The organism is Pedobacter antarcticus, from assembly GCF_900103515.1.
GTDB lineage: Bacteria > Bacteroidota > Bacteroidia > Sphingobacteriales > Sphingobacteriaceae > Pedobacter > Pedobacter antarcticus.
Genome location: NZ_FNGZ01000006.1, coordinates 115526 through 131510, shown reverse-complemented (window position 1 = coordinate 131510; position 15985 = coordinate 115526). Strand labels below are relative to the sequence as shown.

The window sequence follows — 15985 nt, the reverse complement described above, 5'->3', positions numbered from 1 at the left end:
GAGAGACCTGGAATTAATTTGGTTCTGAGTCATGTTTATTGAGGTTAATATAAAGGGTGTTTTTTGTGTCTGGATTATTTATCGAAAAGTTCTTTTAATTTTTGCTGTAATTCTTCTCCGCGAAGGTTTCTGCCAACAATGACACCCTGAGGATCTAACAAGACATTGGAAGGAATGGCTCTTACACCATATAATTTCGCTGGCGCACTATCCCAGAAAGCAAGGTCTGAGACCTGCGTCCAAGCTAAATGGTCATCTTTGATAGCCTTTTCCCAGGCTTCTTTGGTTTTGTCCAATGAAACACCTAAAATCTCAAAACCTTTATCATTATACTGTTTATAGGCAGCTACCAGATTTGGATTCTCTTTTCTACATGGAGGACACCAGGCAGCCCAAAAATCTACCAGCACATATTTACCCTGAAAATCGCGCAGATTTACTGTTTTTCCTTCTGGAGTAACCGAATGAAAATCCGGTGCTTTTTTTCCTACACTCACATTTCCCAATACGGTAACCAGCTCATTCAGAACATTTACATAGGGTGTGTTTTTCAGGGAAGGGTCAAGCAGTGCAATATTTGTCTTAATTTCTTCAGGGCTTAATCTATAAGAGAAGTCGCGGTATAAGATATAAGCTGAAACAATCGAAGCGGGATTAGCTTTGATAAACGCTGACACGTCGACATTTCTTTCTTTTTTATAAGCAGCGAACAGATCTTGTGAGGGTGACCCTGTTACTTTGGATCCTCTGTAATAAGCAGCTGTGTCCAGCTCCACATTTACCGCTCCGCTTTCCAGAAATAAATAAAAAGGACTTTGATCTTTATAAAGCGTTACGCCGTAGAGTTCCGGCAGCTCCAATTGTGTTTTAAACTGGAACTTCCCCTCATTCAGACTCGCTGAATCGATAGTGATAAAAGATTTGTTGTAAAATTTCTGCAAATAGATTTTACCAGATTTCAAACCGGGTACAGTACCTGTAAGCGTTAGTGGTTTTTTATCCGCTGCCTGTAAAGACAAAGTGCTTAGTAGTAAGCCTGCAGTTAAGATTTGTAGCGTTCTTTTCATTTTATCTTCTTTTAAGGTTAACTATACTGTTAAACTCCAGAAAAATAATAATGCTTCATTACCTTCAAACGGGGTAAACTACATTACTTATATTTCTCCTCTCGGAGCTGGAATTAGCACCTTTCATTCCTGCAGCAGGAGCGGAGGTTGCCAAGACGTTACAGGGCCATTCCCTCAGTCTTTCTTTATAAGTATAGTCGGTATTTTTAATTACCAGGTCAAAGATATAAAAATATACTACTAAATCAATAGATATTATTTTAAAATATTGAAAACACTCCAAAAATGCATTTTTTGACCAAAAAAATTATAAACTGAGATAAAGTAATGCTGCTAATCCTGCCCCGATCATTGGCCCTGCTACAGGAACCCATGCATATGACCAGTCACTTCCTCCTTTATTCTTAATAGGTAATAAAGCATGTATAATTCTTGGTCCAAGATCCCTTACCGGATTGATCGCATAACCAGTAGTTCCACCTAAAGATAATCCAATTGCCCATACCACAAATGCAACCGGAATTGCACCAACAGTACCCAACCCTATCGCTGTTTTAGTCTCTGTAATCTGCGCCCTGGTGATGTAAAAAACGGTGAAGATCAGAACAAACGCCCCGATAATTTCACTTAATGTATTAGAAAAGTAGTTTCTTATCGCTGGCCCTGTACAGAACACAGCCAGGATTAAAGGTGCCGAATTGGTTCTTTTAAAATGATCTGCGTAGACCACCCACACCAATAATGCACCCGCCATTGCGCCCAGCATCTGCGCCGTCATATAACTGAGCACATCAGCCCATGGGAATTTGCCGGCAACCGCGAGTCCGAACGTTACCGCAGGGCTCAGATGTGCTCCGCTATAGGGCCCGGCGATTGTAACCCCTGTAAAAACAGCCAGAGCCCACGCTGTTGTAATTACAATCCAGCCACTATTCTGGCCTTTCGTATCATTTAAAAGGACATTGGCTACCACGCCATCACCCAGTAATATCAGGACCATTGTCCCTAAAAATTCAGCTGCAAAAGGTGTCATATCTGATTGTATAAATGGAAAATTATATTGCCCGGTTGAAAATTAAATTACACGTCTTCCGGTAATTCATCGTTCCAGCTTTGCGCTGCATGCACAGCTCTCTTCCATCCTTTAATTGCATTTTTAAGCTTATCCGATCCGCCCTGTGGCTCGAATACTTTTTCCGACTGCCATTGCTGACTAATCTCGTCAACGCTTTCCCAGTAGCCTACCGCCAGTCCTGCCAGGTAGGCTGCCCCTAATGCAGTCGTCTCCACTATAGAAGGCCGGATCACATTACAGCCTAGAAGATTTGCCTGGAACTGCATCAGCAAGTCATTAGCTGTTGCACCTCCGTCAACCCGCAATTCCTTTATCGGCATCCCCGAATCTGCTTCCATTGCTTTCAATACATCCATGGTCTGAAAAGCAATGGATTCTATTGCAGCCCTTGCGATATGGCCTGAAGTAGCGCCCCTGCTTAACCCAACTATGGTTCCCCTGACGTCAGGTTTCCAATACGGCGCTCCCAGTCCCGCAAAGGCGGGTACAAAATACACGCCCCCGTTGTCCTTTACACTCAAAGCCAGTTTCTCTACATCTGCGGAATTCTGGATAATACCGAGCCCATCACGCAGCCATTGAACGACTGCGCCCCCTATAAAAATACTACCCTCAAACGCATACTGGATCTTTCCGTCAATCTTCCAGGCAACAGTGGTCAGCAAGTTATTTTTAGAGGCGATAAACTCCTCACCTATATTCATCAGCATAAAACATCCGGTTCCATAGGTGTTTTTAACCATGGCTTTATCCAGGCACATCTGTCCGAATAATGCGGCATGCTGGTCGCCGGCAATTCCGGCTATTGGGATTTTTGAAGCAAAGATGGTAGTCTTGGTCTCCCCATAAATTTCGCTGCTCTGTTTAACCTCAGGAAGCATAGATGCAGGGATATCAAATAAGTCCAATAGTTCCTGATCCCATTCCTGCGTGCGGATATTAAACAGCATTGTTCTGCTGGCATTGGTAATATCTGTAACATGGACTTCTCCACGGGTAAAATTCCAGACCAGCCAGGTATCTACTGTTCCAAAGACCAGTTCTCCAGCTTCTGCTTTTTCGCGCGCACCAGCGACATTCTCAAGTATCCAGTTAATTTTAGACGCAGAAAAATAGGCATCAATTACTAATCCGGTCTTGTCCCGTACCAGCTCTGTCTTTCCCTGACGCTGCAATGCCTCACAAAAGGGTGCGGTTCTGCGATCCTGCCAGACAATAGCATTATAAATAGGTATACCGGTATTTCTGTCCCATACAATCGTTGTTTCCCGCTGATTGGTAATTCCAATCGCCGCGATTTGCTTTCCATTAATCCCCATTTTTACTGTGGCCTCTGCAGCAACTCCTGCTTGCGTTGCCCAAATTTCCGTAGGGTCATGTTCTACCCAGCCTGATTGCGGAAATATCTGTGTGAATTCCTTCTGGACTACAGACCTTACTTTTCCAGTATGATCGAAAATAATAGCACGTGAACTTGTAGTGCCCTGGTCAAGAGCTAAGATGAATTTTTCCATAAGATGATATTAAGGTTGGTATGGCTCTAATAAATAGTTTTGAGCAAGTTGAACAAACTCCTGCTTTTGCTGGTCTTCCCAGCTCAGATCATAATTCAGCTCTTTTGCCATCAGCGCAGCTACTCCGGCAGCGGAATCTATCGCTGCTCTGGCATCCAGAAACAGCATCCTTATTCTCCTTGCAAGCACATCTTCGACTGTTCTCGCCATTTCATGACGGACAGCCCAGATAACCTGTGCCTGAATAAAGGGTAAACGCGGGTGGATCTGAGTTTTCCATACCGGGTTTTCCTCTGCCAATTTAAGCAGTTGAGGCAGGTCCGTACCATACACCGACAAAGGCTTTGTCACGTCTAATCCAGTCTGACTGCCATGTATAGGCAGATTTTTCGTTTTACAATTCTCCGGAGGTAGCTGAGCGGTCCTGTATATCTGATTGACTGTATCTTCTGCCATCCTCCTGTAAGTAGTCCATTTTCCTCCAGTCATCGTGATCAGTCCTGATTTACTAACCAGTAGCTTATGACTTCTTGAAATTTCTTTGGTTTTAGTTGATCCCTCTTCGGGCGCTGCCAAGGGACGCAGACCTGCAAAAACACTTAGTACATCTTTACGCAGGGGCGCTTTAAGCAGGTAAGTGGCAGTAGTACGCAATACGAAATCTATTTCTTCTTCGAGTGCAACCGGTTCCAACCGGTGTTCATTCAACGGCGTATCGGTTGTACCCAGCACGAGTTTATCATGCCATGGTACCATAAATAATACTCTTCCGTCTTCGGTATGCGGAATCATGATCGCCTGATCTGCAGGCATAAAGCTACGATCAACAACGAGATGGATTCCCTGACTGGATCTGACCAGGGATTTTCGTCCCGGCTGGTCATCTTGCAGCAGCTCGTCAACAAAAACACCTGTGGCATTGACAACAGATCTGCTCTTTAGCGTATACTGCTTTCCTGTTTCTTTATCTGTGGCACGAACGCCTGAAATCTTTCCTTTTACATCCTTAACCAGACCTTCCACCCGGAAATAGTTTAATACAGTTGCCCCTTGCTCCAGTGCTGTCTGGGCCAGGTTTACAGCGAGTCGTGAATCGTCAAACTGTCCATCATGATAACTGACTCCGCCATGAAGTTTCTGTTGATTTATTGTTGGAATTGCATTCACTATTTCAGTCCGGGATAAATGACGTGCTCTTCCAAATCCAAGTTTCCCGGCAAGCAGGTCGTATACAGACAAACCAATAGTATAAAAAGGTCCTGACCACCAGGTATAATTAGGAATTACAAAAACTTCGTTCTTAACCAGATGGGCTGCATTCTTAAGTAGCAAACCTCTCTCATAAAGCGCTTCTCGCACCAGACCGATATTTCCCTGTGCAAGGTATCTGACTCCACCATGCACCAGTTTAGTACTCCGGCTGGAGGTACCCTTTGCAAAATCAGCCTGCTCCAGCAATAGGGTCTTTAGTCCCCTGCTCGCTGCATCAACTGCTGTCCCCAGTCCTGTCGCTCCCCCACCTACGATAATAACGTCCCAAAGTTGCTGCTGGTCATCCAGTATTTCAATCAGTTGTTTCCTGTCAGTTTGCATAGTTTTTATATTCTGTTTATGAAAATAGATTACACTTCAAGTACACACCGTTCCTCCAGCAGCTCTTCCCTGCAGGATACATCATCAAAACCGGCGTGCATGGCCTCTTCTTCTTTTGCAATAATTGCTTTCCTTTTTTTTCGTTTCATCGCCTGAGCGAAACGCCGGATATCGTCCTGACTTTTTAAAATGAGTCCAGGAACCTCTCTGGGTTTATGGTCATCGCCCATTGCAACCATCGTAAAATAACTGGTGTTGGTGTGTTTGATTACCTGTGTTTTGAGATTTTCAGAAATAACCCTGATACCAATTACAATCGAAGTTCTGCCCACATAGTTAACCGATGCCATCAAAGACAGTAACTCCCCAACTTCTACAGGCTCCAGAAAATTTACCACATCTATCGAAGCGGTTATACAATAGCCGTCTGCATGTTTTGCTGCACAGACATAAGCGACTTTATCCATCAGGCTTAAAATTAAACCACCATGTATTTTTCCTCCGAAATTAGAATAAGAGGGGATCATCAATTCTGTTAAAGTTGTTTGAGAGGCCTTTACGGTCTTATATCCTTCCATAGCAATACTTTTATAGGCAATTTATGTTTTTTCTTTATAGTTTTGATTCTAAAACCGATATGTTCTTTTTGAAAGATCCGGATCTGTCTGGTACCTTATAATCTTCAGCTACAATCCTATGAAAAATCAGAACGGCAAGATCCAGTTCATCCCGCTAGTTGTTAATTTGCTCATCACTGTCTCTATTGGATTAGCCGGTGGTCTTCTGACCGTTTCATCTGTCAGAACATGGTATCCGGGTTTAGCTAAACCTGCATTTAATCCGCCCAACTGGCTATTTGGTCCTATTTGGTCGGTATTGTTTATCGCAATTGGTATAGCTGCATACCGGATCTGGATTAAAAGGGAACAGATTGCCCATTTCCCTAGAACTATTGCTATTTATGCTATCCAACTGATACTAAATTTATGCTGGTCGTATCTCTTTTTCTACCACCATTTGATAGGGGCTGCACTTTTCGAGATTGTCGCACTGTTAATCGCCATTCTGGTTAATGGTCTCATTTTCTATAAAATCGACAAAATCGCGGGTTTAATATTTATCCCTTATTTTCTCTGGGTAAGTTTTGCTGCACTGCTGACTTATAATATCTATATTTTGAATTCGTTCTGATTTAAAACCTGTATTTTAGGAATGTGATCCATATAAAGACCATATTACTGCTACTGCTCTGCTTTCTAAGTATCAGCTCACAGGCCCAGAAGGTTGGACTGGTACTCAGTGGTGGTGGTGCAAAAGGACTCGCACATATAGGCGCACTTAAAGCCCTGGAAGAAAATGGCATTCCCATCGACTACATTACCGGCACCTCTATGGGCGGCATAGTGGGGGCTCTCTACGCAGCGGGTTATTCTCCGCTTCAAATCGAAAAAATCGCATTATCCCCAGATTTTCAGGACTGGGTTACCGGCAGGTACAAAAGCGATTACAGCTTTTATTTTCAGAAAAGCAACCCCAACGCTTCTATGCTTGCTGCGAAACTAACAGTAGACACCGCGCTCCGGATCAGCTTCCGCCCTATTTTAATCAATGACATCCCATTAAACTTCGCATTACTGGAAATGTTATCACAGGCTTCAGCAATTTCAAAGGACAATTTTGATAACCTGTTCGTCCCATACCGCTGCATGGTTTCTGATATCTTTTCACAGAGCAGCATTGTAGTAAAAAAAGGAAGTCTTGCCGAAGCCGTCCGTGCAACGATGACCGTCCCATTGATTTACAGACCAATCAAACTGGACAATCAGTATGTCTTTGATGGTGGACTATATAATAATTTTCCTGCTGATGTGATGAAGGATGAATTTAAACCAGATCATATTATTGGTGTTAATGTATCTTCCAAAAACTTTAAGGAATATCCAAAAAATAGTGATGATCGTCTGATGAACAGGTTAATGCTCTATATGTTCCTCTCCCGGTCTGACTCAACACTAGTGGGAAAGAATGGTATTTATATACAACCTGAACTCCAGGATTTCACGTCCGGCAATTTCACCCCCGTGTCCGCCCTCATCCAGAAAGGTTATGAAGCTACAATGGCTGATATGCCCCGGTTACTTAAAATGACCAGCCGCCGCACACACCCAGCTGAACTTGCAATCCGCCGGAATGAATTCAATAATAAAAAACCATTACTGGTTTTTGACAAGGTCAAAGTGAGTGGGGTTAATGAGCTGCAGAAAAAATATATTGAGCGTCTTTTCAAAAGAGACAAGCCTACTTTTGACCTTTCAGATATCAAACAGGGTTATTATAAACTGGTAGCAGATGAAACTTTTGAGACTATATATCCAAATATCGTCTATAATCAGGATTCTGACAGTTACACGTTTGAAATCCTTGCCCAGCCTAAAAAAAGCTTCAAGGTAGAGCTGGGCGGGAATATTTCTACCCGGCCGATCAGTAATGTTTTTCTGGGACTGCAATATAACTACCTCGGCCGTAAAGCTTACACCTTCGGTGCGAATTTCTATTCCGGTCGTTTTTATGAGTCTGTTCAGCTAAACGGGAGAATTGATTTCCCCTCCAAACTACCTTTCTTTTTGGCCGGCTCAATGACCTACAACCATTTTAACTACTACAACACCAGCAAGATTTTTATTGAGAATCCGAGTCCGACTTACATTGAACAGTCCGACAGGAATATTCAACTGATGGCAGGTATTCCATTGAACAGAAATACCAAAATTACTTTAGGCGGTTCCCTGATCAGTAACAATGACCGGTACAGCCCCAATAATACTTTTCAAATAGGTGATGTGCTTGATAAAACTATATTTAACGGCGGCCGCGTCTCCCTTAATTTCGAGCAAATGACCTTTAACCGTAAGCAATATGCTTCAAGCGGCAGAAATTTCCTGATCAGTCTGAATTACTTCACCGGCAAGGAAAGTTACACTCCCGGCAATATTCTAAGCAAACTGTCCAGTGCAGATTTTGAAGAAATACACCGTAGAAACCGGGACTGGCTTAGCATTAAAGTAAGTGACGAAAACTACTTCTTTCATAGCAGGAATTACAGTTTAGGTTATCTGCTTGAGGGCGTACTTTCAACACAGCCATTATTCTCAACCTATTATTCTTCTCTACTGGCTGCCCCGGCCTTCTACCCGCTACAAGATAGCAGATCGTTGTTCCTGGAAAACTTCAGGGCAAGAACTTATTTGGCAGGCGGCCTTAAAAACGTATTTCAGCTCCGTAAAAACTTCAGCTTCAGGGTAGAAGGATTTTTGTTTCTACCCTATCAGGAAATTAAACAGAACGGTCTCCAAAATGCACGTAGTCAGGCACATTTCAGAAATCTGCATTATGCTGGAACTGCAGGTCTGGTTTATCAGTCTCCTGTTGGACCTGTGAGTATCAGCTATAATTTATATGACGATGCGATAAAAAGAAACGGCGTTTTACTACATTTGGGCTATCTTATTTACAACAAGAGAGCAATTGAATAAATAACCTCCTTCATGAAAACACTATTATCCTGCCTGATACTGCTCCTGTTTACAGGCAATGCTTATAGTCAGAAAGCCGAAATCAATAACTTCCTGGTGAAGGAAGGTCTGCTCAAAAATAGTAAACTGGCAATTATTGCTGCCGATTCACTGGACCAGCCTATCGAAAGGATCAACGGATCGTATACTTTCACAGTTAGTGGTTTCACACAGCCTCTAAAATTTAATGAGGGAGTTGCTGTTTTACCAATGCAGCTCGAACGGTCTGCATTTGTATATATCAAGCACGAGAATGAACGTGGAACACACAGCAAATTACTTTATGTTTACAAGAAGGACGGTAATTTGAATCCTATAGCAATTAACAGTATGTGGCTCATATTGATACCGCTATTATTGGTGTTTATCGCATTTGCCTTTAGAAAACTCATCATTTTCGTGGTCATACTCCTACTGGTCTTTATGTATTTCAACCACAGTAACGGACTAAATCTCTCTACTTTTTTCGAAACTGTTTTTGATACGCTAAAAACACTTTTCTAAGCAGGATCCCGGCTTAAAACGGGAGCCCGATTCCAAAGTTGTACTGCATAAAGTTGTATGTAAACGGTGAGTTATTTAATTTATATTCGGCTTTAAAATCTTTGCCGCCTGTAAGGAATTTCCGGATTACCCATTGCTCTGAAGGATCAAACTGCGGATCTCTTAATTTCAAACCAATATCAAAACGGAATACAAAGAAGTCAAGGTCATAGCGAAATCCGATCCCTGTTCCAATCCCGAGTTGGTTGCCTAAATTCTTAAAGTCAAAATATTTTTCGGGCTGCGGGTTGCCTGGCGAAATATCCCATACGTTACCCGCATCTAAAAATATAGCGCCTTTCAATTTTGCCCCGAAGAAATTGTCAATCATTTTATAGCGGTATTCCAAATTGGCTTCGATATGCATTTGTCCAAGCTGATCAATACCATATAACGTTCTCCTGGCTGCCTCAGTAGGGTTTCTGATCGCACGGTTATAATTACCAGGACCTAATGTTCTGGCTTGCCATGCCCGTACTCCGTTCGAACCACCCGCGAAGAATAATTTCTCAAAGGGCATTGTTCTGGAATTTCCGTAAGCATAACCAACTCCCGCATTCAACCGCGCAATAAACTGTCTTTCCTGGCTGAGTGATTTATACCACCGGACATCTATTTCCGGTCTGATGTACTGATTATAGGGTAAGCCTAAAAGTTTCGCAAAATCGTCTGCTGCAGGATCATGCTTTCCACCAGATAATTTAGTGATCGCATTAAGCATATTACCCGCAATATCTATGTTCCCCCTGAAATAAATAAAGCTCTTATTCTGAAGCAATTTATTCGCATTCAGGGAATAGGAATATTTCATCCCAATAGTCAGATCCCTTCTCTTCAGCAAAGCCAGATTATAAGAGTTGTTTAAAACTAATTCTTTACCCTCGGCAGTGGTTGTATCCAGCAAAATACCACCAAACCTGTATTCAAAATTTAAAGGCGTAAAGGTGTGTAGCTTTGATTTGGTTTCCACCCATTCATAGGTCATTGAGTTTAAAAAAACCTTCCGGACAAAAAAGTCTCTCTGTAAGGCATAGACATAACTCGTCGAAAATGATGTGTAAGGAATTCCATTTTTACCCATCATCGGGATATCAAACGGCACCATCAGTCTCGGTACGCTTAATGTGGCACTCATAGAAAAGTCACGTTGATAGATATCTTTAAATAGCCCCCCACCTTGTCCTATCCGCGACTGCAGTCCGCCTTTGATCTGAAATTCAAATCTCTCCGCACCTCTGAAAATATTATTATTGGTATAGGTATTACTAATCGTAAAACCCACTGTCCCCTGGTTAAACGGTATTTCACCTTCTACCCGGTTACTCATACGCTTCTGCGGAATCATTTGCACCAGAGGCCTTAAAACAGGGGTGCTATCACTTTCTTTGATATATTCGATTTTCACGTTTTTGAAAACGTTCAGCTCGTACAGACGATCATAAGTGAGATTTTCCATCTCACTGCTATATAATTCATCTTTTTTAATAAAATCGTACCGGACAATTGGATTTCTCCGGAACCGTCCTGAAAGATCTGTATATCTGATTGCCCGGAATTTTCTCGGATTAAGCTGAACAGAGTCAGGAAAACCGGCCGTGGTCGGGGCAATTAATATGTTAGTTTCTCCGATCTTATACTGTGTATGTTTGCTTTTATCTTCCGGATTATCAATATACATAACCACATGCGCTGTGCTATTGGAAAAAGCAGAATCGACTGTAAAACGAATGTAAGGCCGGCTAAAATCGTAATAACCATGCTCTTTCATTACCTGATAAACTTTTTCCCGCTCCATGGAAAGAGAATCGTCATCATATTGCATTCCCTCTTTCAAGTGCGTAAAAGAAGGCCTTAAATCATAGTAAAGTTTTTTAACTGCAGTATCAGGAATCACATAACCTAATTTTTCAACTTTAAAGGCAGGTCCTGTATTGGCTACGAATTCTACGGCCGCACGTTGTCTTTTTACGGCAATAGACGAAGTCACGGTCGCCTTAAAAAAGCCCTTGCTTTGGAGATATTTCTCCACCTGGTTTCTGGATATCTCTACGAGCGTACTATCTAGCACAGGTGCTGGCTTACCTACCGATTTGATTTTAAAAAGCGAGTAGAAAATATTGTACAATCCGACATTTATACCCAGCTTCGACGCTGGCCTTATATCCTTTTGAATATAGTTTACTGCTTCTTCTTTATATTTAGATGGAATACTGTCGATTTCAATTTTTTTCACGATCGCCTGATTATCCTCGATAAACTTAGTCGATGAACATCCGTTCAAAAACACGAGAAATAATAGTAATTTTGCGAAGAAATAAAATCTCGCTTTATAAATAGAATATGCTTTCAAAGTCTCAGATAGGGTTTATAAAATCATTACATCAAAAAAAGTACCGCAAAGAGCATGGGATATTTATTATTGAAGGAATTAAGTCAATTATTGAGTTTATTCCTTCCGGTTTTCAGATCCACAGTATTTATGTTCTGAACGAATATCAGCATTTACTGCCCGAATTACCCTCAAATATAAAGTTATTTGAAATAAACAGTAAGGATCTGGACAAGATAAGCACTTTACAAGCACCACAGGGAATTCTAGCACTCGTTCATATTCCAGTCCAGGAAAAGCTGAATTTAGCAGAGTTGTCAACAGGATTCTCCTTAGTTTTGGACGGCGTACAGGATCCGGGAAATCTGGGAACTATTATTCGCACAGCAGACTGGTTCGGCTTTAAACATATAATTTGTTCGCCGAATACTGTAGAAGTTTATAACCCTAAAACGGTACAATCTACGATGGGCTCCTTATGCCGCGTAAAGGTACTCTATCAGGATCTGCCAGAGCTGATTCAGGAGATCAATATCCCCGTTTTCGGCGCTTTACTTGAAGGTGAGAACATGTATCAGACAAACTGGGGGAAATCCGGCCTAATAGTTTTTGGGAATGAGGGCAAAGGTTTAAGCCCGGAAGTGATAAATTTAATTGATCGTCCGGTAACTATTCCCGGCGCGGGACTCACTGAGTCTTTGAACGTTGCGGTTTCAGCTGCAATTTTCTGTGCAGATATATTCAGAAATTTGCAGAAATAAATTGCAAACTAAGTATTAATTGCTATTTTTGCATCCTGAATTTCAACAGGTCGAGTGGCCGAGTGGCTAGGCAGAGGTCTGCAAAACCTCCTACAGCGGTTCGAATCCGCTCTCGACCTCAGATTTTGAATAAATTAAAAAAATAAAGGTTAAGACCATGGCAGTTACCAGATTAAAAAGAAAAGACAGAAAGAACAAAACGACTTCACGTCTAGAAGTTAAAACTTTGAAATTGGCTACAAACATTGAGTTAGGAAGCCGTTCAAAACAATCTACTAAAGATCAATTAGCTAAAAACAACTTGTTATTAGATCAATTATCTTCAGCTTTAAGAGCTTCATAAGATTTTATTCTTTTAAAAAAGGGGTGCTGTAACAGCACCCCTTTTTTTGTTTCCGGATTTTCTGGCGGAAACAAAAAAAGCATTGGTTAAACCAATGCTTTACAAATATTCTTGACGATCTCAGGTCCTTCATATACAAACCCTGTATAGACCTGTATAAGTGATGCACCAGCTTCGAGTTTATCTTTGGCATCCTGTGCTGAATAGATCCCGCCAACACCAATAATAGGGAATGCTTTCCCTGAACGCTTGGAAAGGTAGCGGATCACCTCTGTAGATCTTTGAGTTAAAGGTTTACCGCTTAGTCCGCCTTGTTCTGCCGCCAGTTCAGCAGGGCTGGTCAATGTACTCTTGTCGACAGTTGTATTTGTTGCGATAACACCAGCGATTTTTGACTCTATCACGATATCAACAATATCGTTCAATTGTTCATCCGTTAAATCCGGTGCAATCTTGAGTAGGATCGGGCGCGAGATTCCATTTTTATGATTAAGTCCCTGTAATGTTTTAAGCAAATCTGTCAATGGCTCTTTCTCCTGTAACTCACGTAAACCAGGCGTATTTGGAGAACTGACGTTTACGACAAAGTAATCTACCACATCAAAAAGGCGTTCGAAACACTTTACATAATCTGATACTGCATCTTCATTTGGAGTAAGCTTATTTTTCCCGATGTTTCCACCAATTACGATCTCCTTATTCTTTACTTTAAGCAGGCGCAATCTCTCAGCAAGTGTATCCACACCTTTATTATTGAACCCCATTCTGTTGATCAGCGCCTGATCTTTTGGTAACCTGAACATTCTTGGCAGATCATTGCCCGGCTGAGGCAGAGGGGTAACAGTTCCAACTTCTATAAATCCGAATCCAAGATCACTCAAAGCTTCGATGTACTCCCCGTTTTTATCAAACCCAGCAGCTAAACCGACGGGGTTTTTAAATTTAATTCCAAAAACTTCCCTTTCCAGACCTTTAATCTGAACATCAAAGCTACTTCTGAGGATTGTTTTGCCAAAAGGGAAATGAGCATGGAACCAGTTGAGTCGTTTAACGACGAAGTGATGTACTTTTTCCGGATCGAACTGAAAAAATACTGGTTTGATAAGACGATACATATGGCGAAGATAGGAACCATTTCAGGTAACACAAAGTTGATTGAATGGTTTTGACCCAAAAAAAAATGCTTTATCATTGATAATCATGTAAAAACTAGACAAGTTAAATCATATTGAAATAAAAATGCGTCTAAAAAACGTACTTTTGCAGCCACATGATTTCGATAAACGACTTAACATTCCTAATAGGTTCCAGGGCTTTATATGACGAAGCGAACTGGCATATTAAACCAGGAGAGAGAATTGGCCTCATCGGTGCCAATGGTACTGGTAAATCTACCCTCTTAAAAATTATTGTTGGAGAGTATGCCCCTTCTTCTGGGTCTATCTCTATGTCTAAAGACCTAAAAATAGGTTACTTAAACCAGGATTTACTTTCCTACGAATCTCACCATACTATTCTGCACGTTGCCATGGAAGCATTTGAGCGTCAGAATAAAATACATGATGAAATTGAAGAACTTCTAAAAAAGATAGAAACCGATTATTCTGAAGACGTTTTAAATAAACTGAGCGATAAGCAACAGGAATTTGAAGCTCTTGACGGTTATAATATTGAATATAAAGCAAATGAGATTCTGGCAGGTCTTGGATTCAGCACTGAGGATCAGCACCGTCCGCTGAACACCTTCTCAGGAGGATGGAGAATGCGCGTAATGCTAGCCAAGATCTTATTACAGACACCAGATATCCTTTTACTGGATGAGCCAACCAATCACATGGATTTACCTTCCATTAAATGGCTGGAAACTTATCTGGCAGGGTTTGAAGGCGCAATTGTAATCGTATCACATGATAGGTATTTTCTGGATAAAATCGTCAACCGGATAGTAGAATCCCGCAAAGGAAAACTAACTACTTATGCTGGTAACTATACCTTCTATCTGGAAGAAAAATCACTGCGTGGTGAAATCCAGAAAGGTGAATTTAAAAATCAACAGGCTAAAATTAAGCAGGAAGAAAAGCTGATTGAGCGTTTCAAAGCGAAAGCAAGTAAAGCTAAAATGGCACAATCCAGAATGAAAGCACTGGATAAACTGGAACGCGTCGAAGACGTAGACGACGACAATCCAACTGTAAACTTCAGCTTTAAATTTACTAAACCTTCCGGCCGTCATGTAGTCAGGATTGAAAATGCCACTAAAAAATATCCGAACATAGACATTCTGGAGAATGCAGAAGCTGTGATCGAAAAAGGGGACAAAATTGCTTTAATCGGTGCCAACGGTAAAGGTAAATCTACGTTATTGCGTATGGTCGCGAATGTAGAGAAGTTTGAAGGCTCTATAGAAACCGGACACAATGTAACGACGACATTCTTTGCACAGCATCAGCTGGAATCTCTTCATCTTGGGAATACAATTCTGGAAGAGCTGCAGGCATTTGCACCAAAACATACGGACACCGAGCTCCGGTCTATTCTGGGCTGTTTCCTGTTTACGGGTGACGATGTATTTAAAAAGATCAAAGTACTTTCAGGGGGAGAGAAATCAAGGGTTGCACTGGCGAAATCATTAACCACTGACTCTAACTTCCTGATATTGGATGAGCCTACAAATCACTTGGATATTCAATCTGTAAATATTCTGATTCAGGCTTTGAAACAATTTGAAGGTACTTTTATCGCTGTATCCCACGATAGGTATTTCCTGGACAATGTAGCCAACAAAATCTGGTTCATTGAGGAAGAGCAAATCAAACAATACCCCGGAACTTATGCAGAATACGAAGTATGGAATAGTAAAAGGGTAATCCCTCCTGCTAAAAATATTCCTGTTAAACAGGAAAAAGAAGTAAAACCAAAAGCTGAGCCTAAACCAGTAACTGTGAATACACAGCAGCAGTTAAAAAAACTTAACGACCAGTTACAAAAGGTAGAACAGGAAACTGTTGAGCTAGACCAGCAGGTAAAAGCAGTTGAAACGGAGCTTGCGGATGAAAAGGTATATTCAGATCAGACGAAACTTGCAGAAGCTAATAAAAAATATCAGGCCGCAAAGCAAAGGCTTGACGAAGCCCAGCAAAAATGGGAAGATCTGGCTGCAGAAATCATGGAGTTGGAAGATAATTAAA

13 protein-coding genes, 1 tRNA gene and 1 riboswitch are annotated in these 15985 nt (G+C 41.4%); of the genes, 7 read left to right on the top strand and 7 right to left on the bottom strand.

The window, feature by feature from the left end; translation table 11 throughout:
* Positions 1 to 74: 74 nt before the first annotated feature.
* The 5 genes from BLR53_RS13540 to BLR53_RS13520 form a co-directional block, all read right to left on the bottom strand.
* The gene (locus tag BLR53_RS13540) at positions 75 to 1067 is read right to left on the bottom strand and encodes a TlpA disulfide reductase family protein (protein ID WP_074590382.1); all 993 of its coding nucleotides are present in this window, start codon (positions 1065 to 1067) and stop codon (positions 75 to 77) included.
* 84 nt (positions 1068 to 1151) lie between these two features.
* Positions 1152 to 1261, bottom strand: a riboswitch (SAM riboswitch).
* A gap of 113 nt (positions 1262 to 1374) precedes the next feature.
* Positions 1375 to 2100, bottom strand: a complete 726-nt coding sequence (locus tag BLR53_RS13535) for an MIP/aquaporin family protein (protein ID WP_074590380.1) — start codon at positions 2098 to 2100, stop codon at positions 1375 to 1377.
* 47 nt (positions 2101 to 2147) lie between these two features.
* Positions 2148 to 3656, bottom strand: a complete 1509-nt coding sequence (gene glpK, locus BLR53_RS13530; RefSeq protein WP_037441680.1) for a glycerol kinase GlpK — start codon at positions 3654 to 3656, stop codon at positions 2148 to 2150.
* 9 nt (positions 3657 to 3665) lie between these two features.
* Positions 3666 to 5249, bottom strand: coding sequence for a glycerol-3-phosphate dehydrogenase/oxidase (locus BLR53_RS13525; protein ID WP_074590372.1), 1584 nt, complete (start codon positions 5247 to 5249; stop codon positions 3666 to 3668).
* 29 nt (positions 5250 to 5278) lie between these two features.
* On the bottom strand, positions 5279 to 5827 hold the full coding sequence (locus tag BLR53_RS13520) for an acyl-CoA thioesterase (protein WP_074590369.1): 549 nt from the start codon (positions 5825 to 5827) through the stop codon (positions 5279 to 5281).
* Positions 5828 to 5945: 118 nt separating this feature from the next.
* On the opposite strand from BLR53_RS13520, the gene BLR53_RS13515 reads away from it, so the two are divergent.
* Genes BLR53_RS13515 through BLR53_RS13505 form a run of 3 tightly spaced genes read left to right on the top strand, consistent with a single transcriptional unit; the run spans position 5946 to position 9325 of the window.
* Positions 5946 to 6440 (top strand): TspO/MBR family protein, encoded by a 495-nt coding sequence (locus tag BLR53_RS13515; RefSeq protein ID WP_037441675.1) that lies wholly within the window; start codon positions 5946 to 5948, stop codon positions 6438 to 6440.
* Between the two features lie 23 nt (positions 6441 to 6463).
* Entirely contained in the window at positions 6464 to 8782 is a 2319-nt protein-coding gene (locus BLR53_RS13510) for a patatin-like phospholipase family protein (protein ID WP_280513388.1), read from the top strand.
* A gap of 12 nt (positions 8783 to 8794) precedes the next feature.
* A complete protein-coding gene (locus tag BLR53_RS13505) occupies positions 8795 to 9325 on the top strand; it encodes a hypothetical protein (protein ID WP_037441672.1) in 531 nt (176 codons plus the stop codon).
* A 13-nt stretch (positions 9326 to 9338) separates the two neighbouring features.
* Here BLR53_RS13505 and tamL read toward each other — a convergent pair whose 3' ends face one another.
* Positions 9339 to 11714 (bottom strand): translocation and assembly module lipoprotein TamL, encoded by a 2376-nt coding sequence (gene tamL, locus BLR53_RS13500; protein ID WP_074590366.1) that lies wholly within the window; start codon positions 11712 to 11714, stop codon positions 9339 to 9341.
* On the opposite strand from tamL, the gene BLR53_RS13495 reads away from it, so the two are divergent.
* The 3 genes from BLR53_RS13495 (at position 11705) to BLR53_RS13485 (ending at position 12797) form a co-directional block, all read left to right on the top strand.
* A complete protein-coding gene (locus BLR53_RS13495; RefSeq protein WP_037442664.1) occupies positions 11705 to 12454 on the top strand; it encodes a TrmH family RNA methyltransferase in 750 nt (249 codons plus the stop codon). The two genes, tamL and BLR53_RS13495, sit on opposite strands and share 10 nt — an antisense overlap.
* A gap of 48 nt (positions 12455 to 12502) precedes the next feature.
* Positions 12503 to 12573 (top strand) — tRNA-Cys (locus BLR53_RS13490).
* 38 nt (positions 12574 to 12611) lie between these two features.
* The gene (locus tag BLR53_RS13485) at positions 12612 to 12797 is read left to right on the top strand and encodes a spore protein (RefSeq protein WP_074590364.1); all 186 of its coding nucleotides are present in this window, start codon (positions 12612 to 12614) and stop codon (positions 12795 to 12797) included.
* An 86-nt stretch (positions 12798 to 12883) separates the two neighbouring features.
* On the opposite strand, the gene BLR53_RS13480 is transcribed toward BLR53_RS13485, so the two are convergent.
* On the bottom strand, positions 12884 to 13912 hold the full coding sequence (locus BLR53_RS13480; RefSeq protein WP_074590361.1) for a quinone-dependent dihydroorotate dehydrogenase: 1029 nt from the start codon (positions 13910 to 13912) through the stop codon (positions 12884 to 12886).
* 155 nt (positions 13913 to 14067) lie between these two features.
* Here BLR53_RS13480 and BLR53_RS13475 point away from each other — a divergent pair, with 155 nt between their 5' ends.
* Complete coding sequence (locus BLR53_RS13475) at positions 14068 to 15984, top strand: ABC-F family ATP-binding cassette domain-containing protein (RefSeq protein ID WP_037442668.1); 1917 nt, start codon at positions 14068 to 14070, stop codon at positions 15982 to 15984.
* Position 15985 lies beyond the last annotated feature (1 nt).

Excerpts from the sequence above, each read along its gene's own strand:
- BLR53_RS13480 (WP_074590361.1), bottom strand. The coding sequence starts at position 13,912 with ATGTATCGTCTTATCAAACCAGTATTTTTTCAGTTCGATCCGGAAAAA.
- BLR53_RS13505 (WP_037441672.1), top strand. The coding sequence starts at position 8,795 with ATGAAAACACTATTATCCTGCCTGATACTGCTCCTGTTTACAGGCAAT.
- BLR53_RS13520 (WP_074590369.1), bottom strand. The coding sequence starts at position 5,827 with ATGGAAGGATATAAGACCGTAAAGGCCTCTCAAACAACTTTAACAGAA.
- BLR53_RS13515 (WP_037441675.1), top strand. The coding sequence starts at position 5,946 with ATGAAAAATCAGAACGGCAAGATCCAGTTCATCCCGCTAGTTGTTAAT.
- BLR53_RS13475 (WP_037442668.1), top strand. The coding sequence starts at position 14,068 with ATGATTTCGATAAACGACTTAACATTCCTAATAGGTTCCAGGGCTTTA.
- BLR53_RS13540 (WP_074590382.1), bottom strand. The coding sequence starts at position 1,067 with ATGAAAAGAACGCTACAAATCTTAACTGCAGGCTTACTACTAAGCACT.
- BLR53_RS13535 (WP_074590380.1), bottom strand. The coding sequence starts at position 2,100 with ATGACACCTTTTGCAGCTGAATTTTTAGGGACAATGGTCCTGATATTA.
- glpK (WP_037441680.1), bottom strand. The coding sequence starts at position 3,656 with ATGGAAAAATTCATCTTAGCTCTTGACCAGGGCACTACAAGTTCACGT.
- BLR53_RS13495 (WP_037442664.1), top strand. The coding sequence starts at position 11,705 with ATGCTTTCAAAGTCTCAGATAGGGTTTATAAAATCATTACATCAAAAA.
- BLR53_RS13485 (WP_074590364.1), top strand. The coding sequence starts at position 12,612 with ATGGCAGTTACCAGATTAAAAAGAAAAGACAGAAAGAACAAAACGACT.
- BLR53_RS13525 (WP_074590372.1), bottom strand. The coding sequence starts at position 5,249 with ATGCAAACTGACAGGAAACAACTGATTGAAATACTGGATGACCAGCAG.